This is a genomic window from Tsukamurella serpentis (assembly GCF_054780975.1).
Genome location: NZ_BAAGVH010000003.1, coordinates 419,407 through 443,394, shown reverse-complemented (window position 1 = coordinate 443,394; position 23,988 = coordinate 419,407). Strand labels below are relative to the sequence as shown.

Annotated in this window: 24 protein-coding genes; 8 read left to right on the top strand and 16 right to left on the bottom strand. The window is 69.1% G+C overall.

The genetic code is table 11. The features are described from left to right. Positions 1 to 44: 44 nt before the first annotated feature. The 6 genes from rpmB (at position 45) to ACYVHG_RS10335 (ending at position 3,420) form a co-directional block, all read left to right on the top strand. Entirely contained in the window at positions 45 to 281 is a 237-nt protein-coding gene (gene rpmB / locus ACYVHG_RS10360; RefSeq protein WP_461167355.1) for a 50S ribosomal protein L28, read from the top strand. Next, on the top strand, positions 282 to 446 hold the full coding sequence (rpmG, locus tag ACYVHG_RS10355) for a 50S ribosomal protein L33 (protein WP_461167354.1): 165 nt from the start codon (positions 282 to 284) through the stop codon (positions 444 to 446). Continuing rightward, positions 446 to 751, top strand: a complete 306-nt coding sequence (gene rpsN, locus ACYVHG_RS10350) for a 30S ribosomal protein S14 (protein ID WP_461167353.1) — start codon at positions 446 to 448, stop codon at positions 749 to 751. Before rpmG ends, rpsN begins: the two co-directional genes overlap by 1 nt. Before the next feature lie 9 nt (positions 752 to 760). Next, the gene (gene rpsR / locus ACYVHG_RS10345; protein ID WP_461167352.1) at positions 761 to 991 is read left to right on the top strand and encodes a 30S ribosomal protein S18; all 231 of its coding nucleotides are present in this window, start codon (positions 761 to 763) and stop codon (positions 989 to 991) included. 116 nt (positions 992 to 1,107) lie between these two features. Further along, on the top strand, positions 1,108 to 2,046 hold the full coding sequence (locus ACYVHG_RS10340; RefSeq protein WP_461167351.1) for an AEC family transporter: 939 nt from the start codon (positions 1,108 to 1,110) through the stop codon (positions 2,044 to 2,046). 138 nt (positions 2,047 to 2,184) lie between these two features. Continuing rightward, a complete protein-coding gene (locus tag ACYVHG_RS10335; protein WP_461167350.1) occupies positions 2,185 to 3,420 on the top strand; it encodes a hypothetical protein in 1,236 nt (411 codons plus the stop codon). A gap of 107 nt (positions 3,421 to 3,527) precedes the next feature. Here ACYVHG_RS10335 and ACYVHG_RS10330 read toward each other — a convergent pair whose 3' ends face one another. The 11 genes from ACYVHG_RS10330 to sucC form a co-directional block, all read right to left on the bottom strand. Beyond that, positions 3,528 to 5,507, bottom strand: coding sequence for a VWA domain-containing protein (locus ACYVHG_RS10330; RefSeq protein ID WP_461167349.1), 1,980 nt, complete (start codon positions 5,505 to 5,507; stop codon positions 3,528 to 3,530). Then, on the bottom strand, positions 5,500 to 6,918 hold the full coding sequence (locus tag ACYVHG_RS10325; protein ID WP_461167348.1) for a sigma 54-interacting transcriptional regulator: 1,419 nt from the start codon (positions 6,916 to 6,918) through the stop codon (positions 5,500 to 5,502). The genes ACYVHG_RS10330 and ACYVHG_RS10325 overlap by 8 nt, the downstream gene beginning before the upstream one ends. A gap of 18 nt (positions 6,919 to 6,936) precedes the next feature. Beyond that, positions 6,937 to 7,809 (bottom strand): SCO6745 family protein, encoded by an 873-nt coding sequence (locus tag ACYVHG_RS10320; protein ID WP_461167646.1) that lies wholly within the window; start codon positions 7,807 to 7,809, stop codon positions 6,937 to 6,939. 97 nt (positions 7,810 to 7,906) lie between these two features. Further along, complete coding sequence (locus ACYVHG_RS10315) at positions 7,907 to 8,140, bottom strand: DUF559 domain-containing protein (protein ID WP_461167347.1); 234 nt, start codon at positions 8,138 to 8,140, stop codon at positions 7,907 to 7,909. Then, complete coding sequence (locus tag ACYVHG_RS10310) at positions 8,119 to 8,784, bottom strand: type IV toxin-antitoxin system AbiEi family antitoxin domain-containing protein (protein ID WP_461167346.1); 666 nt, start codon at positions 8,782 to 8,784, stop codon at positions 8,119 to 8,121. Before ACYVHG_RS10310 ends, ACYVHG_RS10315 begins: the two co-directional genes overlap by 22 nt. Positions 8,785 to 8,888: 104 nt before the next feature. Further along, the gene (gene purH, locus ACYVHG_RS10305) at positions 8,889 to 10,436 is read right to left on the bottom strand and encodes a bifunctional phosphoribosylaminoimidazolecarboxamide formyltransferase/IMP cyclohydrolase (protein ID WP_461167345.1); all 1,548 of its coding nucleotides are present in this window, start codon (positions 10,434 to 10,436) and stop codon (positions 8,889 to 8,891) included. Beyond that, positions 10,433 to 11,047: a phosphoribosylglycinamide formyltransferase gene (gene purN, locus ACYVHG_RS10300; protein WP_461167344.1), complete on the bottom strand. Its 615-nt coding sequence runs from the start codon at positions 11,045 to 11,047 to the stop codon at positions 10,433 to 10,435. Before purN ends, purH begins: the two co-directional genes overlap by 4 nt. A gap of 79 nt (positions 11,048 to 11,126) precedes the next feature. After that, positions 11,127 to 12,635: a cell division protein PerM gene (locus ACYVHG_RS10295; RefSeq protein ID WP_461167343.1), complete on the bottom strand. Its 1,509-nt coding sequence runs from the start codon at positions 12,633 to 12,635 to the stop codon at positions 11,127 to 11,129. 58 nt (positions 12,636 to 12,693) lie between these two features. Next, the gene (locus ACYVHG_RS10290; protein WP_461167342.1) at positions 12,694 to 14,025 is read right to left on the bottom strand and encodes a DUF5336 domain-containing protein; all 1,332 of its coding nucleotides are present in this window, start codon (positions 14,023 to 14,025) and stop codon (positions 12,694 to 12,696) included. Between the two features lie 292 nt (positions 14,026 to 14,317). Next, positions 14,318 to 15,220 carry a succinate--CoA ligase subunit alpha gene (sucD, locus tag ACYVHG_RS10285; protein ID WP_461167341.1) on the bottom strand — a complete coding sequence of 301 codons (903 nt, stop codon included), beginning with the start codon at positions 15,218 to 15,220 and terminating at the stop codon, positions 14,318 to 14,320. Between the two features lie 18 nt (positions 15,221 to 15,238). Next, a complete protein-coding gene (sucC, locus tag ACYVHG_RS10280; protein ID WP_461167340.1) occupies positions 15,239 to 16,402 on the bottom strand; it encodes an ADP-forming succinate--CoA ligase subunit beta in 1,164 nt (387 codons plus the stop codon). Between the two features lie 293 nt (positions 16,403 to 16,695). On the opposite strand from sucC, the gene ACYVHG_RS10275 reads away from it, so the two are divergent. Both ACYVHG_RS10275 and ACYVHG_RS10270 read left to right on the top strand, forming a co-directional pair. Continuing rightward, complete coding sequence (locus ACYVHG_RS10275) at positions 16,696 to 17,493, top strand: LppX_LprAFG lipoprotein (RefSeq protein ID WP_461167339.1); 798 nt, start codon at positions 16,696 to 16,698, stop codon at positions 17,491 to 17,493. Between the two features lie 65 nt (positions 17,494 to 17,558). Next, positions 17,559 to 17,939 (top strand): DUF4189 domain-containing protein, encoded by a 381-nt coding sequence (locus ACYVHG_RS10270; protein ID WP_461167338.1) that lies wholly within the window; start codon positions 17,559 to 17,561, stop codon positions 17,937 to 17,939. A 30-nt stretch (positions 17,940 to 17,969) separates the two neighbouring features. On the opposite strand, the gene ACYVHG_RS10265 is transcribed toward ACYVHG_RS10270, so the two are convergent. The 5 genes from ACYVHG_RS10265 to ACYVHG_RS10245 are packed head-to-tail and all read right to left on the bottom strand — an operon-like array spanning position 17,970 to position 23,987. Beyond that, complete coding sequence (locus tag ACYVHG_RS10265) at positions 17,970 to 19,832, bottom strand: acetoacetate--CoA ligase (RefSeq protein WP_461167337.1); 1,863 nt, start codon at positions 19,830 to 19,832, stop codon at positions 17,970 to 17,972. A gap of 4 nt (positions 19,833 to 19,836) precedes the next feature. After that, a complete protein-coding gene (locus tag ACYVHG_RS10260) occupies positions 19,837 to 21,462 on the bottom strand; it encodes an AMP-binding protein (protein ID WP_461167336.1) in 1,626 nt (541 codons plus the stop codon). A gap of 31 nt (positions 21,463 to 21,493) precedes the next feature. After that, entirely contained in the window at positions 21,494 to 22,336 is an 843-nt protein-coding gene (locus tag ACYVHG_RS10255; RefSeq protein WP_461167335.1) for an HpcH/HpaI aldolase/citrate lyase family protein, read from the bottom strand. A 2-nt stretch (positions 22,337 to 22,338) separates the two neighbouring features. After that, positions 22,339 to 22,842, bottom strand: coding sequence for a MaoC family dehydratase (locus ACYVHG_RS10250; protein WP_461167334.1), 504 nt, complete (start codon positions 22,840 to 22,842; stop codon positions 22,339 to 22,341). Further along, positions 22,839 to 23,987, bottom strand: a complete 1,149-nt coding sequence (locus ACYVHG_RS10245; protein WP_461167333.1) for an acyl-CoA dehydrogenase family protein — start codon at positions 23,985 to 23,987, stop codon at positions 22,839 to 22,841. Before ACYVHG_RS10245 ends, ACYVHG_RS10250 begins: the two co-directional genes overlap by 4 nt. Position 23,988: the final 1 nt, after the last annotated feature.

The window sequence follows — 23,988 nt, the reverse complement described above, 5'->3', positions numbered from 1 at the left end:
GTTCGCAATACCGCGGCCTGCCGCGGATCAGTCCAAGGAGAGCCATGTCCGCACACTGCCAGGTCACCGGCCGCGCGCCCGGCTTCGGCAAGCGGGTCTCGCACAGCCACGTGCGCACCAGTCGCCGCTGGGATCCGAACATCCAGCGCCGCCGCTACTACGTGCCCAGCCTGGGCCGCACCGTCGTGCTGCGGGTCAGCACCAAGGGCATCAAGACCATCGACCGCCGCGGCATCGACGCGGTGGTGGCCGAGATGCTGCGCCGAGGGGAGAAGGTCTAGATGGCCCGCAACGAGATCCGCCCGATCATCAAACTCAAGTCCACCGCCGGAACCGGCTACACGTACGTGACCCGTAAGAACCGTCGCAACGACCCCGACCGGATGGTGCTGCGCAAGTACGACCCCGTCGCCCGTGCGCACGTCGACTTCCGGGAGGAGCGCTGATGGCCACCACCGCGAAGATCGCCGCCAACGAACGACGCAAAGTGCTGGTGGCCCGGTACGCCGAGCGCCGCGCCGAGCTCAAGAGACTCATCGCGCACCCGTCCACCGAGCCCGGTGCCCGGGCCGCCGCCGTGAGCGCGCTGGCGAAGCTGCCACGCGACAGCTCAGCCACGCGCGTCCGCAACCGCGACGCCGCCGACGGCCGGCCCCGCGGACACCTGCGCAAATTCGGCCTGTCCCGGGTCCGAGTGCGAGCACTGGCCCATGAAGGCCGGCTCCCCGGCGTCCGCAAATCCAGCTGGTAGGAGGCACAGATGTCCCGCAAACCCGTCCTCATTCCGCCCGCCAAGGCGACCACCGTCCGCGTGCCGGAGGGCGCTCTGGACTACAAGAACGTCACCTACCTGCGCACTTTCCTCAACGCGAAGGGCAAACTGCGCGGCCGCGGTGTCACCCGGCTCTCGCCACAGGACCAGCGCAGACTGGCGCGCGCGGTCAAGAACGCCCGCGAAATGGCGCTGTTGCCCTACTCCTCGGTGACCTAGGCGCAGAAACCGGGCTTCAGCTGCTACGGAACGGATGTTTCCGTTGCGAGGCAGCTGAAGCCCGGTTTCCGACGGTGACCGATCGGCAGTACTTCGATCGCGTAACCTTCTGGCACGTGACCTCCGTGTTGGCCGGCTTCGCCGTGATCGCGATCATCATCGCGGCCGGGTGGGCCCTGGGCCGGCTCGGAGTACTCGGTGAGGAACCCGAGAAACAACTCTCCCTGCTGGTGTTCTACCTCCTCACCCCCGCGCTGCTGCTGCACGCACTGGCCACCACCGATGTCTCCGTGCTGTTCAGTTCCCGATTGGCGGTCAGCGCCGGTTCCGCGCTGGCGATAGCCGCGGTGTACTACCTGATCGTGCGGGTGCTCTGGCGCCGGACCATGGGCGACGCCACCGTCGGCGCACTGTCGTCGAGCTATGTGAACTCCTCGAACCTGGGCATCCCGATCGCGGTCTTCGTGCTGCACGACACCTCCTACGTGGCGCCGCTGCTGTTGTTCCAGATCCTCGTCTTCTCGACCATCGCACTGACCATGCTCGACATCGCCGAGAGCCGCGATCGGCCCGGCCCGCGGCGCAGCCTCCTGCGCACGGTGGCCACTCCGCTGCTGAACCCCATCGTGGCCGGTGCGCTGATCGGATTGGCCATCTCACTGAGTCGGTGGTCGCCGCCCGGCTGGCTGATGAGTCCGGTGAAACTGCTGGGCGACGCCTCGGTACCGATGGCGCTGCTGGTCTTCGGACTGTCACTGGGCGGGGTCCGGGTGATGCAGAAGGGCCAGGCGCCGCGACGCGACATCGCGCTGGCGACGGTGCTGAAAATGGTGGCCATGCCGGTACTGGCCTGGGCGATGGCCCGGTTCGTGTTCGGTCAGTCCGGACACGCACTGTTCGCACAGACGGTGACAGCCGCACTGCCGACAGCACAGAACGTGCTGGTCTACGGCTTGCGATACAACCGCGGGGTGATCCTGGCACGGGACACCGGCCTTATCACAACGGTCGCGTCGATTCCGGCGATCATGCTGATAGCGGCACTTCTGGCCTGACGAGTGTGACCGACGACCAGATCACATTACGCCTGTGAGCTTGATTTCGGCTTGGGGTCGCCAACCTACTCGTGGGTTAATAAGGGCCACGAGCGGCGTACTGGCCTGTTCGCCGCGAGCACAACTCCAGGAGAGACCATGGCTCAGACTGCTGCCCAGCGCGCTGTCGACCTGTTCGTCTCTGCCGTTTCGGCCCGCGGGGGCAAGGCAGAGGTGATCACCAAGGGCGGCACCACGCTCGTGACTGTGACCGCAGCCGATCGCACGGAAACGTTGCGGGTCAAGGCCACCACCGGTGATACCTGGCAGGCCCGCAAGGGGGAGGCCACCGTGAAGTCGCCGGTGACCGCATGGGCTCTGGTCGACCTGTCCGACGGTGCTCCGATCGCCCTGGCCTCGGCCGCGGAGTACGCCGAGCACGTGGCGAAGCTGGCCGCCGGCTACGAGGGCCGCAACCCCGGCAAGACGCTCACCGCGAACACCAACCTGGCCGTGACCGCCGATGCGGTGGCGCCCTGGGAGGACGCCTGGTCGGTGGTCGGGCTCGACGGTGGCTCGACCGGTGCGGCTGCAGCGGCGGTGACTCCGGCCGCAACAGCCTCCGCTCCGGCTGCCACTGCGGGTGCAACTGCGGATTCAGCTCCGGGAAAGGCGCCGGCCGCGAAGAAGACTCCGGCCAAGAAGACTCCGGGCAAGTCGGCCGTCAAGGCCGCTCCGGCGAAGTCGGCCGCCAAGGCCGCTCCAGCGAAGGCTCCGGCGAAGAAGACGCCCGCGAAATCGGCGGCGACGAAGGCGGCTGCACCGGCGAAGGCTCCCGCGAAATCGACAGCCACCAAGGCCTCGCCGGTGAAGAAGGCAGTCGCCACGAAGGCTCCGGCCAAGACCGCAGCCAAGGCCGCCCCGGCTAAGAGCACCCCCGCCAAGGAAGCCCCGGCGAAGACCGCCGCGCAGTCGGCGCCGGCCAAGGCCACCCCGGCGAAGAAGTCCCCGGCCAAGACTGCCGCAAAGGCCCCGGCGAAGTCCGCCGCAAAGGCCCCGGCCAAGGCCCCCGCCAAGGCCCCCGCGAAGGCCGCGCCGAAGAAGACCCCGGTGAAGGCGTCCGAGGCGAAGATCACCCCGATCTCCACCCAGAAGGACACCGCCGCCCAGAGCCGGACTCCCGCCTCGATCAGCCAGTCGGCTCCGAAGTCCGAGCCGAAGAAGACTCCGAAGGGTCCGCAGAAGTCGCTGGCATCGGTCAAGGCCGACGCCGCGAAGAACGCCGAGCAGAAGCCGGGCAAGAAGTCCGCTCCGAAGAAGGATGCGGACAAGCAGCAGGATTCGGGAATCGCCGACCTGCTCAAGCGTCTGCCCGTGGTCGGCCGCCTGCTCTGATCACGTTGTTCCCTAGCGGGAGCGCGGCATCTCCCGCTAGGGAGCGCGGCCACTCCCGCTAGGGAGCGCACCCCTACTGACCCGGTTCTCCCCTGCGGAGGACCGGGTCAGCGGCGTTTGCGGCTCCCCAGGTAGTCACTGACCACGGCGGCACCGAGACCGTCGAGGTCCGGCGAGACCAGCCGCCCGCCCACGCGCCGCACCACCGCGTCCAGGAACCTGGTCAGCCCGGGATCGTCTCCCAGTTGGAAGACGGTGATCTGCGCACCGAGGGCGGCGACGGTGTCCAGGCCGCGCACCGTCAGCGCCAGGGTCCGGGGCTGCGGCGGATACCCGAAGTAGGCGTGCCCGTCCCGTTCGAGGTGGGCGGTGGGCTCCCCATCGGTGACGATCAGCAGCACCGGTTGCGCGTTCGGGTGCTTGCGGAAGTGCGCCGCCGCCAGTTGCAGCCCGTGATGGAGATTCGTGCCCTGCTCGTACACACCGTCCAGACCCGTCAGCTCCCCCACCGAGAGGGTGCGGGCGTGCCGTCCGAAACCGATGAGCGTCAACTCATCTCCCCGGAAACGCGTCGAAACCAGCTGATGTAGAGCCAGAGCCGTACGCTTCATGGGGACCCACCGCCCCTCCATCACCATCGAGAAACTGGTGTCCACCAACAGCGCCACAGCCGCGTGGGCGCGCGCCTCCGTCTCACTGACCTCGATATCGCGGGCATCGATTTCCACTGCGCCGGTGCGCCCTTCACCAGCCTGGCGGAGAACACCGTTGAGCACCGTGCGAGTGGTGTCCCAGGGCTGAACATCGCCGAACCGCCACGGACGGCTGGCGCCGGTGGCCTCACCCGCCGCGCCGGAGCGTGACGTCGCCCGCTCCCCCTGACGCGCGCTCAGGCGGTGCGCGACATCCTGCAAGATCGACTGCCCCAGTTTGCGGATCGCCTTCGGAGACAGTCGCAGTGAGCCGTCCGGGTCCCGGGAGAAGTAGCCCTGATCGCGCAGCGCCCGCTCCAGTTCGGCGAGCGTGCGAGCATCGGCCACGGCGTCGTCGCCGAGTTGCCGGCCCAACGCGTCGAGGTCGATGTCGTCGAGCGAAGCGCCGCTGTGCTGCTGGCTGAGCTGCTCGGCGAGGGACTCCAGATCGGCGATGTCCGACATCGCGCGCGTCGCGTCACCGAGTCCCATACCGTCGGCGCCCTCGAAATCCTGACTACCGTACCAATCCTCACCGGGCCGGGCCTCCATCAGCTTGCCGGTGAGATCGCTCAGTGCGCGTGAGAGTCGCGGCGAACCGAAGGCCGCCTGCGAGAGCTCATCCAACTCGGCGCGCTGCTCCGGGGTGAGACTGTTGTAGAGCCGCTGCGCGGCCGCATTGCGCCGAGCCAGCGCGTCGATCAGCTCGTCGATGTTCCGCGGGTTCTCCGGGAAGTAAGCCCCGTGCTCGGCCATGAAGTCGTCGAAGTCGCGCTGCGTGGCCTCGCCGGCGTTGTGCTCGTCCAACAGAGCGTTCAGGTCGTCGAGCATCTTCTGGATCGCGGCGCGCTCCTCGTCGGTCGCTCCCTCGAGCGCCTGCTTGATCCCCGCGAACCGCTGGTCGAGCAGCTCCCGGCCGAGCAGATCACGGATCTCCTCGAACTTCTGCGCGGCCTCCGGTGAGCGCCACGGGTAGTCGGCGAGTTCCCGCACCGCCTGGGCGGCCGCCGGTGGCAGGTTCGCGATCCGCATCTCGGCGAACCGGGCATCGTCGTCGAGTGCGCGGGCGAGCTCCTTCCGTTCCGCGAGCACCGCCTCGTCCAGCAGCTTCCGAACGTCCTCGAAGGTCCGGCCGAGATTGTTGCGCTGCAACAGTTCCTGGCGCCGCCGATTCGCCATCTCGGCGAGCCGGTCCAGACCGCGCCGCCCCTCACCTCCCCGGCGCAGATACTCCTGCAAGGCCCGGCGCGGCGAGACACCGCTCATCACATCACGACCGATCGCCTCGATCGCATCACTGAGATCCACTGGCGGCGCAAGAGGATCCGGCCCGCCGGTGTATCGCCGGTAGCGGGCGAGATGCCGGGCGCGACCGGCACGCGAGGCTCTAGCCATAGACGGTCTGGCCCTCGTCGTCGGACTCCTTACCGATCCGCCGCGTCAGATACAGTCCCTCCAAGGCGAATTCCGCTGCCGCAGCCCGCTCCCCGGGTTCGACGGCGTCCAAGCGCCGGTACACCTCATCCAACACCGGAACCTCCGGCAAGCCCTCCAGCAGCTCCGCTGCGGTCACGTCGTCACCGGTGACGATCGGCCCGCCCGCCTCCACGGCGTCCACCAACGGCGCCAGATCCACTCCGGCCAGGTACTCACCGATGGTCTCGGTGGTGGCGCGGCGCAGCAGATGCACCATGATCGCCACATCCCGGCCACCCTCGTCCACCTCGCCCGCTTCGAACTCGACCTTGCCGCGCAAGACATCCGGCACCGTCGCCAGATCCACGACGCGGGCCACCGGCAGCTCCTCACCGCCGACCGCCGAGCGACGCAACGCCGCCGCGGCCACTGTCTCCTGCGCGGCGATCGCGAACCGCGCCGAGACACCCGAGCGCTGATCGACCGCGGGCGATGCCCGCAGTTCGCGGGTGAACCGGGCAAGCACCTCGGTGAGGTACTGCGGTACCGAGGCCACCACATCGGCCTCCTGCTCGATCACCGCCACCTCGTCCTCCAGGTCGAGCGGATAGTGGGTGCGGATCTCGGCGCCGAAGCGGTCCTTGAGCGGGGTGATGATACGGCCGCGATTGGTGTAGTCCTCCGGGTTCGCCGACGCCAGTAGCAGCACGTCCAGCGGCAGTCGCAGGGTGTACCCGCGCACCTGAATGTCGCGCTCCTCCATCACGTTCAGCATCGCCACCTGGATGCGCTCGGCCAGGTCCGGCAGCTCGTTGACCGCGACGATGCCGCGGTGCGCCCGCGGGATCAACCCGAAATGGATGGTCTCGGGGTCCCCCAGACTCCGGCCCTGCGCCACCTTCACCGGATCCACATCGCCCACCAGATCACCCACCGAGGTGTCCGGCGTGGCCAGCTTCTCCGAGTAGCGCTCGTCGCGGTGACGCCAGGCGACCGGCAACTCGTCGCCCAGCTCCCGAGCGCGGCGGATCGAGGCGGGAGTGATCGGGTGGTACGGATGCTCACCGAATTCGGCACCGTCGATCACCGGGGTCCACTCGTCGAGCAGGCCGACGACGGTACGGATCAACCGAGTCTTACCCTGGCCGCGTTCACCGAGCAGGACCACGTCGTGACCGGCCAGCAGGGCCCGCTCCAGCTGCGGGACGACGGTGTCGTCGAAACCCTGGATGCCCTCCCAGGGGTCGGCGTCGGTGCGCAGCGCAGTGAGCAGGTTGTGTCGAAGTTCGTCCTTGACGCCGCGGTAGGCGTGGCCGGACGCCTTGAGCCCACCGAGCGTGGTGGGCCGTGATCCGGCGGTGCGGTCGGGTGCATCGGGGCGGGAAGTCACACCGCCACGCTACGCCGATCAGGTGCCTTGTGTGCCGGGCAGAACGCCCGCAGCGATCACCGCCTCGGTCAACGGGCGGGTGCGCTCGATCAGCTCGCCGGCAGCATCGGGGTCGGCGGCGAAGGGCAGGGCGCTGGTGGCATCGGTGCCCGCTTCGAGGTCGAGATAAACGGTCATGCCCTCGGCGGTCAAGCGATGACTCTCCGGCTCGCCCTCGACCAGGCCCCGGTCGGTGAGACGGGCGACGGCATCGGCCCACTGCTGCTCGGTCCAACCGCGGGTGAGCTGGAAGAACCGGCGGCCCATGATGCGGCGGTTCACCGACGGGTCCGGGAGGTCGGCCTCGTGCAGCACGCCCGCCTCGATGCCTGACAGCCCGTGGCCGATGAGTTCGGCGAGGTGGTTGTCGCCGCGCCATTCCCGCAGCACCGCGATGTGCCGCCATAGCGCCAGCGCCGGCTCGTCGGGGACCTCGCTGGTGGCCCAGGCCGACGCCAGGGTGCGGCCGGCCATCGGCAGCGACTCGGTGAGCCGGCGGTAGCCCTGCGCGAGCTGCTCGATCTCGGCCGGGTCGATGCCGGCGAGGACGGTGCGGAACTGGTCGGAGAGCATCACGTATCGCCGGTCGGCGATCTCGGCCAGTCCCACCTCCACGGCCTTGGGCCAGAGCGTGTCGATCAGTTGCGGCGCGAAGTTGTAGAAGGCCGCGGCCACCACGGGGGAATGCGCAGGGCCGAGCGGGGCGGCGCGGGCGCCCACGTAGAAGGTGTGCGGGTCGAGTCCGAGATCCTGCACGGCGGACTCGATACCGGGGTTGAAGTAGGCGAGCACGTGGAAGGGCTCGGTGGTCTCATAGGCGGTCCGGGCGAGGGCGATCGCTGCATCCGACATGTTCTCACCCTTGCAGGGTGCGACGTCGATGTCGATCATCGCGCGGCCGATATCGGTCATCTACCCACCGATACCGCGGGCCGGTGACCGGAGAATCTCACGCCGCGCGCTGCAGGATGTGCACGACCTCCCCGATCACACCCTCCGGGTCCGCGGTCAAGTGATGCCAGGAGAAGTTGAGCACGGACCACCCCGCAGAGGTCAGAGCGTTCTGCTTGTTCTGGTCGTTCATCCAGCGGGCGCGGGAACGGTGGTAGGCCCAGCCGTTGATCTCCACCGCGAGCCTGGCCTCGGGAAAGGCGAAGTCGATCAGGTATCCGCGGAAACGCACCTGCGGCTGCCAGCCGGTGATCCGGTGCAGACCGAGTGCAGACCGAGCAAGCGCACGAACAGTCGTTCCGCCTCCGACTCGGTATCACCGGAGGCCACCGCGAAGATGCGCCGGGCCGCACGGATCCCGGCCGCGCCGGTGTTCCGGTCGAGCGCGGCGGCCAACTGCTCCACCGTGACGGCCCGGATCTGCAGGGCGCGGTCCATCACCTGTGGGTCGCACACCTCCAGCACGGTCAGCGGCCTCCGCGTCACGGCGAGCCCGTCGACCTCGGTGACGTCCCGGCAGTCGAGCTCGCGCCGGCGGGTGTCGATCGAGTAGGCCGATCGCACCCGCAACCGGCGCTCGGGCGCAACCGTCGCGGTCACCGTGCGCGGCGGCCGATCGCACAGGCCGTGCCAGAACAGGGCGGTCCAGCGGTCGGCGACCCCACCGGAGAGCAACACCGGGATACGCACACCGGTGCGGTCGGTGTGCGGGTGATGCGCGGAGCGGTACAGGCCAGGACCCACCCGGACCAGCTCCTTCGAGGAGACCCGCGCGGTGATCATCCGTTCGGTGACACCCGCCGCGTTCAGCTCGGCGAGTGTCGCCACACCGTCCCGGCCGGCGAAGACGTCGGCTGCATCGGACCACATACTCATTGGACGCACCAGCGGTCCGGTCCGGTTCCCCTACCCCGAGATACAAAAATCTCGGTCACCAACCCACCGATAACGCGGGCCGGTGACCGAGATCTGTCGAACGGTCAGTGGAAGAAGTGGCGCGTACCGGTGAAGTACATGGTGACCCCGGCCTCCGCGGCGGCCTCGACGACCTCCTTGTCACGAATGGAGCCACCGGGCTGCACGATCGCCTTCACTCCGGCGTCGATCAGGATCTGCGGACCGTCCGGGAACGGGAAGAAGGCATCGGAGGCGGCCACCGAGCCGAGCACTCGGTCACCGGCTCGCTTGACCGCGAGCTGCGCGGAATCGACCCGGTTCACCTGGCCCATGCCCACGCCCACGGAGGCACCGCGGGAGGCCAGCAGGATCGCATTCGACTTCACCGCACGGCACGCCCGCCAGGCGAACTCGAGATCGGCGAGAGTGGCCTCATCGGCGGGATCACCGGCGGCCAGGGTCCACGCGGCGGGATCGTCCCCCTCGGCGTCGATCGCATCCGAGTCCTGGACCAGCAGGCCACCGGTGATCTGCTTGATCTCGTTGGTCAGTACCGGCGGCTCGGCCAGCAGCACCCGGATGTTCTTCTTCCGTTGGAGCACCGCCACAGCGCCCTCGGCGTATCCGGGGGCGATGATCACCTCGGTGAAGATCTCCGAGACCTGCTCGGCCATCTCCATGCTGACCTCGCGGTTCGCGGCGATCACCCCGCCGTACGCGGACACCGGATCGCAGGCGTGAGCCTTGCGATGCGCCTGGGCGACGTCCTTGCCGATCGCGATGCCGCACGGATTCGCGTGCTTGATGATCGCGACCGCGGGCTCGCGGAAGTCGTAGGCGGCGCGCCACGCGGCGTCACCGTCGGTGTAGTTGTTGAAGCTCATCTCCTTGCCGTGCAGCTGCTGCGCCTGCGCCAGCCCGGAGACGGCGTCGGTGACGTACAGCGCAGCGCCCTGGTGCGGGTTCTCGCCGTAACGCAGCACCGCCTCACGCCGCCAGGTACCGCCCATCCAGGACGGGAACCTCTGCTCGGCCTCGGGGGCCACCACGTCGGTCATGTAGGTGGCGACCGCCACGTCGTAATCGGCGGTGTGCCGGAACGCCTTCGCCGCCAGCGCCTTCCGCTGCTCCAGCGAGAATCCGGTGCGAACCCTGTCGACCACCTCGGTGTAGTCGTCGGGCGAGACGACCACCGCCACAGACGGGTGGTTCTTCGCGGCGGCGCGCACCATCGACGGTCCGCCGATGTCGATCTGCTCGACGCACTCGTCCTGCGAGGCGCCCGAGGCGACGGTCTCGGTGAACGGGTAGAGGTTCACCACCACCAGCTCGAACTTCTTCACGTCCAGCTCACGCAACTGCTCGAGATGCTCGGGCACCCGGGTGTCGGCGAGGATGCCGGCGTGCACCTTCGGGTGCAGCGTCTTGACCCGGCCGTCGAGGCATTCGGGGAAACCGGTCACGTCCTCGACGCGGGTCACCGCGAGCCCGGCGTCCGCGATCGTGCGCGCCGTCGAGCCGGTCGAGACGATCTCGACACCGCTCTGCGCCAGGCCGGTGGCCAGCTCCACCAGGCCCGACTTGTCGTACACGCTGATCAGCGCGCGCTTGATCGGGATGTTGCTGCTCATGGAATGCTGACCTTTCGTCCATCCGTGCTGTAACCCCGGCGAGCCACAGCGGCGACGACCTCGGTGAGAAGCCGTCGCTCAACGACCTTGATCCGTTCGTGCAGGGTCTGCTCGGTGTCCCCCGGCACAACCGCGACCGCCTGCTGCGCCAGGATCGGACCGGTGTCCAGGCCCGCATCCACCAGATGCACGGTGGACCCGGTGAGTTTCACCCCGTGTTCGAGGGCCGCGGCCACCGCGTGCGCGCCGGGGAAGGCGGGCAACAGAGCGGGGTGCGCGTTGATCACCCGGCCGGAGAAGGCGCCCAGGAAGGCCGGGCCGAGGATCTTCATGAAGCCCGCGGCGACCACCAGGGTGGGCTCGAACCGGGCGACGGTCTCGGCGAGGGCAGCGTCCCACTGCTCGCGGTCCGGGTGGTCGGCGAGGGCGACCTGCACGGTGGGCACGGACGCCGCTACGGCGACGTCAACCGCCCGGCAGGGACGGTCGGTGACCACGCCGACCACCGAGCCCGGGTACCCCGATTCGGCCGCTGCCGCGAGCATCGCCTCCAACAGCGAACCGGTACCGGAGGCCAGCACGACGATGCGCGCGGGCGCGCACGGTGGCACCACGGTGGGGCTGGGCGTGGTCAGGATGCACCCTTTCCGAGGGGATGATTCGGGTTCAGCCTAACGCCGCCCGGAACGGCTACTGCCCGAAGGTGTAGCTGTCCAGCTCCTCGATGTCTGCTATCGTCCGCTCCCGCCGCGTCGCCGCAGGTCCGGCCACTGTTCGGGGGGCGGGGCGGTTCACCGGGCGGACCTCCTCGGTCGGCTCGTCGTCCACCGCGTCGAAATCGCCGGTGTCCGCCGCACCGTCCGGGTCCGACGACGGTGCCGCTGCTGCGGCCGCGCCGGGATCGCCGGGCGCGCAGCCGTCCGGCTCGGATCCGTCGGCCCCGTCGCGGGCGGCCGGGTCGATCTCGACGGTGACCTGATCCGGGAGGTCGGCGTCATCGGAGTAGGTGGTGTAACCGGCGGCCTCCTGCTCCTCGGCGCGGCGGGCCGCGCGGACCGCGCGCGACTCGCCCGCCTGCTGCAGGATCAGCGCGGCGAGCACCCCGACCAGTCCGATCCAGGCCAGGGTGAACAGGAACAGCCGCGCCAGGTCGGGGCCGGTGTAGCCGAAGCCGCCCAGCTCACCGCTGGCCAGGAAACCCGCCGCGGTGAATCCGGTGGCGGTGGCGAGTGCGACGACGGCCACCTCGGTCACCGTCGGGCCCAGGTCCAGGGAGCGGGCGGCGCAGCGGCGGCCCACTTCGATCGCGATCGCGGCGGGCACGATCAGCAGCGGCAGCAGGTACCAGGGCGACGGTCCCTGCGGCAGCACCGCGAGGATCGGTACGCCCGGAGCGCGGCCGGGAACCGTGGAGAACAGGCTGGTGGAGATGGGGCCGAGATCGACGGCGGCGCCGACCGGTAGTGCGGCGGCGCCGATCACCACGTTCGGCAGATACAGCAGCGAGAGCACCACCAGCGAGATCATGCCGATCGCATCGTTACCGGCGCCGATGAGGTCGCCGAGGGTGCGCCAGCGGATCACCAACCGGACCACCACGATCGCCAGGCCCACCGCTCCGAAGGCCAGGAGCGCGCGACCGCTGAGCGCCAGGCAGCGGTCCACCCACAGCGGGATCCGCAGGTAGCGGGCCAGCTCACGCCAGAACAGCGGAGCCAACCCCAGGAGCGCGCCGCCCAGGTGGACGGCGACGGTGCACAGGAAGGCGGTCAGCGGCGGCGGAGTGCCGAGGGTGTACCGCCCGGCGGCGTCGTTGACCACGGCCAGTGCGATGGCCGTGAACAGCGCCGGACCCGCGATCGCGCAGAGCAGCAGTGAGCGCAGTTCGGAGAAGCTCTGCGCGGCTGCACCCGCCCGGCGTGCGGACCAGGCAACGCCCGCGACCAGTGCGATCGTCGGCGCCAGCGGCAGCACACCGAGGGTGATGTCGCTGACGGTGACCGGCACCTGGTGCACGGCGAGCCACAACCCCGCGACCGTCGGGGTGATCGCCCCGAGCTCGGTCGACGAGGTGAACAGGACCGTGGCCCCGATCAAAAGAACCGAGGCGAGGGTCACCAGGGAGGGCCCGAACGCCATGACGAACAGCGGCCGGGTATCGCCCGGGCCGGGCCCGGCGGCGCGCTCTGACTGAATCATCTTCACCACTGTGACATCGCTGCGGCCGATGATGCCTCAGGCGCGCCGCGCGGGGGTGCTACTGCCCCTGCGGCTTGTTCTCGTCGTCCGCGGCGTGCGAGCCGTGCTGCGGAGCGCCGAAGGCCTGCGTGGTGGGCGCCGAGGTGCCGCCGAACACGGTGGTCACCTCATCGGTCGAGACCGAGCTGTCCGACTCCGAGGACGAACTCGGAGCCTGGAATCCCGAGGTGGCGGGCTCGGACGAGGCCGGGGTCGCCGCGGAAGCAGAAGTCGCCGGGGTGGCCGCGGTGGTCGCGCTCGACGGGGTGCTCGGCGCCTGGTAACCCGACGGAGCCTGGTACCCGCCGTAGCTGGGCCACTGCGACTGCGATGCGGGCGAGGAGGCCGAGGCGTCCAGCGAGGCACTGGGCGCCGACTCGATCGATCCGGCAGCGGCGGCGCCACCGGCGACACCGCTCGCGGCGGCCGCACCGGAAGCACTCGAGGAACCGACGCTCGAAGCGCTGGGAACACTCGCATCCGAGGAGGCCTCGGCGTTCTTGGCAGCGGCCTCGGCGGCCGGGTTCTTGATCTTGCCGCTGTCGACCAGCAGCAGCGCCACCGCGGCACCGGCGGTCAGCAGCGAGAAGAACAGAGCGACCCAGATGCCGTAGGACAGCGCCTCCCACGAGAAAGCGCCGAAGAGCAGCGCGAGGAAACCGGCGACTGCGAGCGCTGCGGCCGGGGTGCGGCCGGTGTTGTTCTTGGAGATCAGGCTCAGTCCGGCGGCCACACCGGCGGCGAGTGCCAGCGTGAGCGACAGCAGCGCCTGATGGTCGAAACCGTTCGCGGTGATCTCCCGACCGGTTCTGGGGTGCGTGATCGCCGCGAAGGTGAGGAAGCCGAGCAGGAACGTGACGACGCCGAGGCCGGCGGTGACGGCGGAGAGCACCAGCGCCAGATCCAGAGGCTTGGCGGGCTTGGCGGGAGCCGCCTGCGGGGCCTGGTAGCCGTACTGCTGACCGTAGCCCTGCTGCGGGTAGCCCGCCTGGCCGTAACCGGACTGACCGGGCTGGCCGTCACCGGACTGGCCGTAGCCGCCCTGCTGCCCGTGCCCGGGCTGGCCGTAGCCCTGCCCCTGTGCGGGCTGACCGTACCCCTGGGAGTAATCCGGCTGGCCGTATCCCTGGCCGGCCTGACCCGACTGCCCCGGCTGTCCGTACTGGCCGGGCTGACCGTAGCCCTGCGAGTAGTCCGGCTGGCCGTACTGACCGGACTGGCCCGGCTGGCTGGACTGGCCCTGCTGACCGTAGCCCTGCTGCGAGTAATCGGGCTGGCCGTAGCCCTGCCCCGGCTGCTGGCCGTAGCCCTGGCCCGGCTGCTGGCCGTATCCTCCACCTGAGTAGGTCATGTTCTTCTCCCCGAAGGTCGACGCGGCTCCGCATGGAGCCAGTACGACCCCACCCTATACACGGACTCCGGCGTCAACCGGATTCAGATCATTCGAGTGCGGAATATCGGTGCTGAACGCACGAATGTCGGCCTGCGCGGCGCAGCCCCGGTGAATCCCCAGGTGGGCGGGAGACCCGCGCCGCTCAAGCCGACATTCGTGCACACACCCCGGATACGCGACGACCCCGCCTCCCGGAGGAGACGGGGTCGCGGTCCGGACCGGAGAATCAGTGCGGATCAGATCCGCCGACCTACAGCGACTGCAGGATCTCGCGGGCCAGAGCGGCGGTCTCGGACGGCGTCTTGCCCACCTTGACCCCGGCGGCCTCGAGGGCCTCCTTCTTCGCGGCGGCCGTGCCCGAGGAACCGGAGACGATGGCACCGGCGTGACCCATGGTCTTGCCCTCGGGTGCGGTGAAGCCGGCCACGTAGCCCACGACGGGCTTGGTGACGTTGGCCTGGATGTACGCGGCTGCGCGCTCCTCCGCATCGCCACCGATCTCACCGATCATCACGATGACCTTGGTGTTCGGGTCCTTCTCGAAGGCCTCGATGGCGTCGATGTGAGTGGTCCCGATCACCGGGTCTCCGCCGATGCCGATGGCGGTGGAGAAACCGAAATCACGCAGCTCGTACATCATCTGGTAGGTGAGCGTGCCCGACTTCGAGACCAGCCCGACGGGGCCGGTGCCGGTGATGTTCGCCGGGGTGATGCCGACGAGGGCCTCGCCCGGGGTGATGATGCCGGGGCAGTTCGGGCCGATGATGCGGGTCTTCTGACCCTTCTCCACGTTGTAGGCCCAGGCGTACGCGGAGTCCTGCACCGGGATGCCCTCGGTGATGACCACGAGCAGCGGGATCTCGGCGTCGATGGCCTCGACGATGGCGTCCTTGGAGAACGCCGGCGGGACGAACGCGATGGAGACGTCCGCGCCGGTCTTCTCCATGGCCTCGGCGACCGAGCCGAAGACCGGGAGCTCGACCTCGTTGCCGGAGGCGTCGGTGTGCTTGACGGTGGTGCCGGCCTTGCGCGCGTTCACGCCGCCGACCACATTGGTGCCCGCCTTGAGCATGAGCGCGGTGTGCTTGGTGCCCTCGCCGCCGGTGATGCCCTGGACGATGACCTTCGAGTCCTTGGTCAGGAAGATTGCCATGTTGTCTCTAGTCTCCCGTTACTTGTTCGCCAGCTCGGCGGCCTTGGCGGCGCCTTCGTCCATGGTTTCCGCGAGCGTCACCAGCGGGTGGTTCGCGGCGGCCAGGATCGCCCGGCCCTCCTCGACCTTGTTGCCGTCCAGGCGCACCACGAGCGGCTTGGAGGCGCTGTCGCCGAGGGTCTGCAGGGCGCCGACGATGCCGTTGGCGACCGCATCACAGGCGGTGATGCCGCCGAAGACGTTCACGAAGACGCTCTTGACCTGCTCGTCACCGAGGATGACGTCGAGCCCGGCGGCCATGACCTCGGCCGAGGCGCCGCCGCCGATGTCGAGGAAGTTGGCGGGCTTGACGCCGCCGTGGTTCTCACCGGCGTAGGCGACCACGTCGAGGGTCGACATGACCAGGCCCGCACCGTTGCCGATGACGCCGACCTGGCCGTCGAGCTTGACGTAGTTGAGGTCGTTCTCCTTGGCCTTGAGCTCGAGCGGATCGGTGGAACCGGCGTCGGCGAAGGCCTCGTGATCGGGGTGACGGAAGTCGGCGTTGTCGTCCAGGCTGACCTTGCCGTCCAGCGCGAGGATCTGATCGTCCGGGGTGCGGACCAGCGGGTTGACCTCGACCAGGGTGGCGTCCTCGGCGATGAAGACCTCCCACAGCTTCGCGATGGTCACAGCTGCGGCGTCGAGCACCTCGGCGGGCAGCTTGCCCTTCTCGGCGATCTCCCGCGCGAAGGCGAGGTCGACGCCCTTGGTGGCGTCGACGGCGATCTTGGCGAGCGCGTCGGGGTTCTCCTCGGCGGTGACCTCGATCTCCACGCCGCCCTCGACCGAGCACATGGCCAGGTAGGTGCGGTTGGCGCGGTCGAGCAGGAAGGAGATGTAGTACTCCTCGGCGATGTCACTCGCCTCGGCCACCAGGAGCTTCTTGACGACGTGCCCCTTGATGTCCAGGCCAAGGATGGCCTCGGCGTTGGCCTGCGCCGCATCGGCGTCGGCGGAGTACTTCACACCGCCGGCCTTGCCACGGCCCCCCACCTTGACCTGCGCCTTGACCATCACGGGCTTGCCGATTTCCTCGGCGATCGCGCGGGCATCGGCGACATTGTCCGTCACGCGGCCGGCCGAGGTAGGCACGCCGTGCTTGACGAACAGTTCCTTCGCTTGGTATTCGAAGAGATCCATCAGCTCACCATCTGTCTGGTTACTCGGTCCACCCGCAATTTCACACGGGTACAGCCTCGACTCTATGCCTCGCCCGATCCGTCGTCGCGGGGACCCTTGACAAATGACCCATCTCACTTGACCTGCGGTTATCAGGGCACACAACCTACCGGCCGGTAAGTTTTGTGATCGGCCCAGGACGGCACGAGTTTCCGGGGTTCGCCGGGTTTCCGGATCGCTTCAGTCGGCCCCAACCGCCGGTTAAGCGGCACCTCGCACGATTTCCGCAATCGATGCGAAGGAGACCCACCCTCATGAACACCTCCCGCCCGGCCCTGATCGCCGCCTCCGCGGCACTCGCGGTCACCGTCACCCTGACCGGCTGCTCGAACAAGGGCAGCTCGGACGCCAGCAGCCCGAACACGGCCTCGACCGCCGCCGGCGCCTCCGCGTCGGCCACTGACGCCCCCGCGCTGCTGTCCTCCGCGGCGGAGGCGTCCAAGAAGGTCACCAGCACCCATTTCACCGTCGGGGTGGCCGGCAAGGTGCCCAACCTCCCGGTCACCAAGGTCGACGGTGACCTCCAGGTCAAGCCCACCACGCAGGCGACCGGAACCGCGACCATCGACATCGGCGGCACCTCCGAGGGCAAGTTCACCTACATCGACGGCACGATGTACGCCGCGATCCTGGGCGAGAAGTACGTCGATTACGGCGACGGCGCCTCGATCTACGACGTCTCGGCACTGTTCGACGAGAACAAGGGCATCCCGAAGATCCTCACCACGGTGACCGGCGCGAAGGCCGAGGGCACCGAGACGATCGAGGGACAGCAGACCACCAGGATCACCGGCACCGTGCCCGCCACCGAGATCGCGGCGATCTCCGGCTCGCGCGTCGCCCCCGACAGGAGCGTCCCGGTCCCGACCACGCTGTGGGTCCAGAACTCCGGCGACAAGCAGCTCGTCCGGATCGCGGTCAAGCCCTCCGCCGAGGGCACCGTCACCCTCACGTTCTCCAAGTGGGGCGAGAAGGTCACCGTCAGCAAGCCGAACGTGACCCCGATCGAGGTCACCGACAAGCCCGAGGCCGGCCAGTCCGTGCCGCGCTGAACACCACCGATCCGACTCCACCCCGGAACCTCCACCCCGGCAAGTCCCCCGAGAAAGGCACCACCATGAAGACGCTGACCAAGAAGACGTTCGTCGCCGCCGTCGCCACCGCGAGCGTCGCGGGCGGCATCCACGTGACCGCGGCGCCGGCCGCCAACGCCGCACTCAACTTCGGCGCGATCGCCGTCGCGGCCAACGGCGCGATGGGCCGGGCGTGGGACTACTCATCCCCCGCCGCCGCCGAGCGGGCCGCACTCGCCTCCTGCGGCTGGGGCAGTTGCAAGGTGCTCGCCTCCTTCGCCAACGGCTGCGGCGCCGTGGCCGCGACCCGTACCCGCTTCCAGGGCGGCACCGGCCGCTCGCTGTACGCCGCACAGCGCAGCGCGATCTCGCTGGCCGGCGGCGGCAGCATCATGGCCTGGCAGTGCACCTCCGGCCACCTCTGATCGAACCGGGTTCGCCTCGGCGAGAGGCGATCACCAGATGTGGGCGCGTCCCTGCTCCTGGTACCAGCCGAGCAGTTGCGGATCGTCGACGGACTTCGGGTCCACTGTGACCTCCCGCCCGGCGAGCATGCCCGTCACCGGGATCTCCAGCTTCTTCCCGGTGCGGGTGTGCGGAATACCGGGCGCCTCGATCACCTCGTCGGGCACGTGCCGCGGCGACAGGCGCGCGCGGACCTCACCGCGGATCCGCTGCACCAGATCGTCGGTCAGTTCGGCACCCGGCACCAGGGTCAGGAACAACGGCATCCAGTAGGTCGCGTCCGGGCCGTCCACACCGACCACCATCGCCTCGGCGACCTCGTCGATCGCCTCGACCACCTCGTAGATGTCCGCCGACCCCATCCGGATGCCGTTGCGGTTGAGCGTGGCGTCGCTGCGACCGTGAATGGTGATCGAACCACGGTCGGTCAGTTCCACCCAGTCGCCGTGCCGCCACACGTTCGGCGCGCGGCCGTCGGCCCACTCGTGCTCGAAATAGGCGGCGCGGTACTTCTTCTCACCCGGGTCGTTCCAGAATCCGGTGGGCATGGACGGCATCGGGACGGTGATCACCATCTCGCCCACCTCGCCGACCAGCGGCGTGCGGTCCGGCGCCCAGGCCTGGAGATCACAGCCGAGGTAGCGCACCGTCAGCTCACCGGGTACGTGCGGCACCGAGGCCGTGCCACCGCAGAAGGCGCTGCACACATCGGTGCCGCCGGACACCGAGCTCACCGGAAGCCCCTGCGCCACATGTTCATCGACCCAGGTGAACAGGTCCGGAGCCAGCGGGGAGCCGGTGCTGCCGATGGTCCGCAGCGCCAGCCGATGCTGCGTCCCCGGATCGAGTGCGGCCTTCCGGGAGGCCTGCAACTGTCCGGGGCTGGTCCCGAAGAAGGTCACCTGCTCGTCCTCGCAGATCTGCCAGAGCCGATCCGCGGTGGGCGCGAGCGGATGCCCGGAGAAGCACACCACCGTGGCCCCCATCAGCAGACCGGCCACCTGGTAGTTCCACATCATCCAGCTGAGCGCGGTGTGCCAGAAGAAGACGTCGCCCGGGCCGATCTCGTTGTGCAGGCCCAGCACTTTCACGTGCTCGATCAGAATGCCGCCGTGGCCGTGCACGATCCCCTTGGGTTTACCGGTGGTCCCGGAGCTGAACAGCACCCACAGCGGATGATCGAAGGGCACCCGGACCGGAGCGAGCGGCGGTGTGGCATCGGTCGGCTCGGGCAGCTCGGTGATCACGTGCGAGGGCCGGACCCCCAGCAGGGAAGCGAGTTCCGCGGTGTCGTCACGTTTGTCCACGTACTTGTCGCCGTAGGCGTAGCCGTCGCGGGCGAACAGCACCTTCGGTTCGAGCTGCGCCATCCGGCCGGCAGCCCCCTCGGGCGCGTAGTCCTGCCCGCATCCGGACCAGATCGCACCGATCGAGGCGGTGGCCAGGAAGGCGATCACCGCGAAGGGTTCGTCGGGCAGGTACGCGGCGACGGTGTCGCCGGTCTCCACCCCCAGTGAGCGCAGCAGTTGCGCCGCGGCGGAGATCCGCGCGGGCAGCTCCGACCACGGGATCTCCACCCGGACACCGTCGTCCGCGATTCCGACGATGGCGGCACCCGGCCGGTCCGCGAACCGCAGTACCCGGTCCACGTAGTTCAGCCGGACCTGAGGGAACCATGCCGCGCCCGGCATCTCCCGGCTCGCGAGCACCTCACCGGTGCGCTCACCCAGTTCGAAGAAGTCCCACACCGCGCCCCAGAACCGGTCGGGTTCGGTGACGGAGAAACGGTGGATCGCGTCGTAGTCGCCGGCGGGTACGCCGGCGGCTTCGGCGAATCGGTCGATCGTGTGCATGTACCTACTCTCTCAATCCGAGCAGCCCCACGGACTCCTCGCGCATCTGCACCTTACGGATCTTTCCCGAAACGGTCATAGGGAACTCGCGAACCACATGGACGTACCGCGGAATCTTGTGCCGCGCGATCTTCCCGTCGGCGAAGGCGTGCAGATCATCGGTGGTGAACGAGTCCACCCCGTCGCGCAGCCGCACCCACGCCATCAGTTCCTCGCCGTAGGTGGCGTCGGGGACCCCGATCACCTGAGCGTCGAGGATGTCCGGATGGGTGTAGAGGAACTCCTCGATCTCCCGCGGGTAGATGTTCTCACCGCCGCGGATCACCATGTCCTTGATCCGGCCGGTGATCCGCACGTACCCCTGCTCGTCCATGGTCGCCAGATCGCCGGTGTGCATCCAGCCGTCGGCGTCGATCGCCTCGGCCGTCTTCTCCGGCGCGTTCCAGTAGCCGCTCATCACCGAATATCCACGGGTGCACAGTTCCCCGACCTCCCCACGGGGCAGGACGGCACCGTCGAACGGGTCGACCACCTGCACCTGAAGATGCGGGCCCACCCGCCCGACGGTGCCCACCCGCAGCGCGAGTGCATCGTCGGTGCGGGTCTGCGTGGACACCGGCGAGGTCTCGGTCATGCCGTAGCAGATGGACACCTCACTCATACCCATCCGGTCGACCACCTTGCGCATCACCTCCTCCGGGCACGGCGAGCCCGCCATGATCCCGGTGCGCAGACTGGACAGGTCGTAGGAGTCGAAGTCGGCGAGCGCGAGTTCGGCGATGAACATGGTGGGCACGCCGTAGAGGCTGGTGCACTGCTCGGCGGCGACGGCGGCGAGGGCGTCCTGCGCCACGAACGCCGGACCGGGGATCACCATCGCCGCACCGTGGGTGATCGCCGCGAGGTTGCCCATGACCATGCCGAAGCAGTGGTAGAACGGCACCGGTATGCAGATCGCGTCCCGTTCGGTGTAGTCGAGCAGTTCCCCCACCAGGTAGCCGTTGTTGAGGATGTTCGCGTGGGTGAGCGTCGCGCCCTTGGGGAATCCGGTGGTGCCCGAGGTGTACTGGATGTTGATCGGATCACCGGGGCGCAGCTCGTCCCCGAGGTCGGCCAACGCGGCGAGCTCGTCGCCGGTGACGGGGGTCAGGTACTGCGCCCACTGCGGGGTGTCGAAAGCCACCACCTCGCGCAGCGCCGGCGCCTCACCGCGTGCGGCGTCGAGCATGGCGGCGTACTCGGAGGTCTTGAACCGGGTGAGGGTGAACACCGCGCAGATGCCGGACTGGTTGAGTGCGTACTCCAGTTCCCGCTGCCGGTAGGCGGGGTTCAGGTTCACCAGGATCACCCCGGCGAGCGCGGTCCCGAACTGCACGATCACCCACTCCGGGACGTTCGGGGCCCACACCCCGACCCGATCACCGGGACGGATCCCGGTGCGCAGCAGCGCAGCTGCGAAGGCACGGGAATCGGCGAGCAGTTCGGTGTAGGTCCAGCGCCGACCCGACGGTACGTCGACCAGGGCGACGCGGTCGCCGAAGCGGTCCGCCGTCATCTCCAGCTGCGCACCGATCGTGCAGGTCAACAGGGCCGGCGCGGCTTCGCCGCGATCGTAGGACGGTTCGGTCATCTCGGTCTCCTCACGCAGCGGTGGTCGGTGGTCAGTCGAGTCGGGCGAGTACGGCGCGGGCCTGCGCCAGGAGCGGTGCGTCGATCATCTGCCCGCGCACCTGGTAGACCCCGTTGTCGCCGGCCTCGGCGGCCAGCACCTCCCGGGCCCAGGAGATCTCGTCGCCGGTGGGCGTGTAGGCGGCTCGGATCACCGCGGCCTGCGAGGGATGGATGCAGACGGTGGCGGCGAAGCCCAGCGCGACGGCGTCCTCCGCCTCTGCGGTCAGGCCGTCGGAATCGGCGATGTCGATGTGCACCGCGTCCAGTGCGAACCTGCCGTGCGCCGCCGCGGCCAGCGCTGTCGCGGCGCGGACCTGACGGGGCACGTCGCGGTAGGCGCCGCCGGCGAACCTGCTGGACCGTCCGCCCATCGCGGCCACCAGGTCTTCGGCGCCCCACATCAATCCGATGCACCGGTGGTGCGCGGCGATCTCCCCCACGTTCACCGCGCCCAGCGGTGTCTCGATCAGGGCGATCACCTGCAGATCGTCCAGCTCGGCGAGCCGGTCGAGCCGGTCGAGCTGGTCCGCGGATCCGGTCTTGGCGAGCATCACCACCCGGTAGTCGGTACGGCGCAGGGCTTCGAGATCAGCGGTGAGGTCGTCGGTGTCGAGGGCGTTGAGCCGCACCACCGTCCGCCGCGGATCGAGCGGGGTGTCGATCAGCGCCCGCCGTGCGGCGGGCCGCGCCGCGGCGGTGACCGCGTCCTCCAGGTCCAGGATCACCGCGTCCGCACGTTCGGCTGCTTTGGCGTACCGCTCGGGCCGGTCCGCGGGACAGAACAGCACCGCCGGACCTGGCGGCCGCCAGGCATCGGTATCGCTGTGGCGCATCGTCATACCTCCTGCGACGGGGAAGGGGTCTTACGCATCAGGGTCGAGCGCTGGGCGAGAGCGACCACCACACCGTCCTGGTTGCGGGCGGTGTGGCGCAGTTCGACGATGCCCTCCCCGGGCCGGGACCTCGACTCGCGCTTACCGGTGCACAGGGTCTCGGCGTACAGCGTGTCACCGGCGAACACCGGGGCGGGGAAAGCGATCTCGGAGAATCCGAGGTTCGCCACCAGGGTGCCCTGGGTGAGTTGCGCGACCGACAGACCGACCATGGTGGAGAGGGTGTACATGGAGTTCACCAGCCGCTGCCCGCCGAAACCGGGTTGCTGCGCCGACCAGTGCGCGTCCAGGTGCAGCGCCTGGGTGTTCATGGTCAGCTTGGTGAACAACACGTTGTCGGCTTCGGTGACGGTGACCCCCGGGCGGTGCTCGTACAGCACCCCAGTCTCGAACTCGTCGAACCACAGGCCGCGCTGGGTGACCCGCCGCGCGGGCTCGGCGCTCATGCGGTCAGTCCCAGGGACCGGGCGATCAGCATGAGCTGCACCTCGGTGGTGCCCTCACCGATCTCCAGGATCTTCGAGTCGCGGTAGTGCCGGGCCACCGGGTACTCGTTCATGAAGCCGTAGCCGCCGTGGATCTGGGTGGCCGTGCGAGCGTTGTCCATCGCCGCCTCGGAGGAGATCATCTTGGCGATCGCGGCCTCCTTCTTGAAGGGCTTGCCGGCGAGCATCAGCCGTGCCGCCTCGTAGTAGGCCACCCGGGAGGTGTGCGCCCGGGCCTCCATCCGGGCGATCGCGAAGGCCACCGACTGGAACTCGCCGATCGGCTTGCCGAAGGCGTTGCGCTCCTTCGCGTACTTCACCGACTCGTCGACGCAGCCCTGCGCTGCGCCGGTCGCGACCGCGGCGATGGCGATCCGGCCCTCGTCCAGGATGGACAGGAAGTTGGCGTAGCCGCGCCCCTGCTCACCGAGCAGGTTCTCCGCGGGCACGCGCACGTCCGAGAAGCTCAGGGGATGCGTGTCGGAGGCGTTCCAGCCGACCTTGTCGTAGGCGGGTTCGACGGTGAATCCCGGTGTGCCGCTGGGCACGATGATCGTGGAGATCTGTTTGCGCCCGTCGGCACCGGTGCCGGTCACCGCGGTCACCGTCACCAGGCTGGTGATGTCGGTACCCGAGTTGGTGATGAACTGCTTGGAACCGTTGATGACCCACGAGTCGCCGTCGAGCACGGCGGTGGTCGCGGTACCGGAGGCGTCCGAGCCGCAGCCCGGCTCGGTGAGACCGAAGCCGGCGAGGTTCTCCCCCGCTGCGAGCGAGGGCAGGTACCGCTGCTTCTGCTCCTCGGTGCCGAACCGGTAGATCGGCATGGCACCCAGGCCCACCCCGGCTTCGACCGTCATGGCCACCGATTGATCGACGCGGGCCAGCTCCTCCAGGGCCAGGGCGAGGGCGAAGTAGTCACCGCCCATGCCGCCGTACTCCTCCGGGAAGGGCAGCCCGAACAGGCCCATCCTGCCCATCTGGGAGACGATCTCATACGGGAAGGAGTGCTCCCGATCGTGCTGCGCGGACACCGGCGCCACCACCTGATCGGCGAAATCGCGCACCGTGTCCCGCAGATCGGCGTATTCGCTGGACAGCTCCATG

What these genes read in the sequence shown, in the direction of transcription:
- ACYVHG_RS10310 (WP_461167346.1), bottom strand. Translation starts at nt 8,784, where the DNA reads ATGAGTATGTGGTCCGATGCAGCCGACGTCTTCGCCGGCCGGGACGGT.
- ACYVHG_RS10250 (WP_461167334.1), bottom strand. Translation starts at nt 22,842, where the DNA reads ATGAGCGCCGAGCCCGCGCGGCGGGTCACCCAGCGCGGCCTGTGGTTC.
- ACYVHG_RS10255 (WP_461167335.1), bottom strand. Translation starts at nt 22,336, where the DNA reads ATGCGCCACAGCGATACCGATGCCTGGCGGCCGCCAGGTCCGGCGGTG.
- ACYVHG_RS10320 (WP_461167646.1), bottom strand. Translation starts at nt 7,809, where the DNA reads ATGTCGGATGCAGCGATCGCCCTCGCCCGGACCGCCTATGAGACCACC.
- ACYVHG_RS10260 (WP_461167336.1), bottom strand. Translation starts at nt 21,462, where the DNA reads ATGACCGAACCGTCCTACGATCGCGGCGAAGCCGCGCCGGCCCTGTTG.
- ACYVHG_RS10290 (WP_461167342.1), bottom strand. Translation starts at nt 14,025, where the DNA reads ATGACCTACTCAGGTGGAGGATACGGCCAGCAGCCGGGCCAGGGCTAC.
- ACYVHG_RS10265 (WP_461167337.1), bottom strand. Translation starts at nt 19,832, where the DNA reads ATGCACACGATCGACCGATTCGCCGAAGCCGCCGGCGTACCCGCCGGC.
- rpsR (WP_461167352.1), top strand. Translation starts at nt 761, where the DNA reads ATGTCCCGCAAACCCGTCCTCATTCCGCCCGCCAAGGCGACCACCGTC.
- rpmG (WP_461167354.1), top strand. Translation starts at nt 282, where the DNA reads ATGGCCCGCAACGAGATCCGCCCGATCATCAAACTCAAGTCCACCGCC.
- ACYVHG_RS10295 (WP_461167343.1), bottom strand. Translation starts at nt 12,635, where the DNA reads ATGATTCAGTCAGAGCGCGCCGCCGGGCCCGGCCCGGGCGATACCCGG.
- ACYVHG_RS10330 (WP_461167349.1), bottom strand. Translation starts at nt 5,507, where the DNA reads ATGGCTAGAGCCTCGCGTGCCGGTCGCGCCCGGCATCTCGCCCGCTAC.
- purH (WP_461167345.1), bottom strand. Translation starts at nt 10,436, where the DNA reads ATGAGCAGCAACATCCCGATCAAGCGCGCGCTGATCAGCGTGTACGAC.
- ACYVHG_RS10245 (WP_461167333.1), bottom strand. Translation starts at nt 23,987, where the DNA reads ATGGAGCTGTCCAGCGAATACGCCGATCTGCGGGACACGGTGCGCGAT.
- rpmB (WP_461167355.1), top strand. Translation starts at nt 45, where the DNA reads ATGTCCGCACACTGCCAGGTCACCGGCCGCGCGCCCGGCTTCGGCAAG.
- ACYVHG_RS10270 (WP_461167338.1), top strand. Translation starts at nt 17,559, where the DNA reads ATGAAGACGCTGACCAAGAAGACGTTCGTCGCCGCCGTCGCCACCGCG.
- sucD (WP_461167341.1), bottom strand. Translation starts at nt 15,220, where the DNA reads ATGGCAATCTTCCTGACCAAGGACTCGAAGGTCATCGTCCAGGGCATC.
- rpsN (WP_461167353.1), top strand. Translation starts at nt 446, where the DNA reads ATGGCCACCACCGCGAAGATCGCCGCCAACGAACGACGCAAAGTGCTG.
- sucC (WP_461167340.1), bottom strand. Translation starts at nt 16,402, where the DNA reads ATGGATCTCTTCGAATACCAAGCGAAGGAACTGTTCGTCAAGCACGGC.
- ACYVHG_RS10275 (WP_461167339.1), top strand. Translation starts at nt 16,696, where the DNA reads ATGAACACCTCCCGCCCGGCCCTGATCGCCGCCTCCGCGGCACTCGCG.
- ACYVHG_RS10335 (WP_461167350.1), top strand. Translation starts at nt 2,185, where the DNA reads ATGGCTCAGACTGCTGCCCAGCGCGCTGTCGACCTGTTCGTCTCTGCC.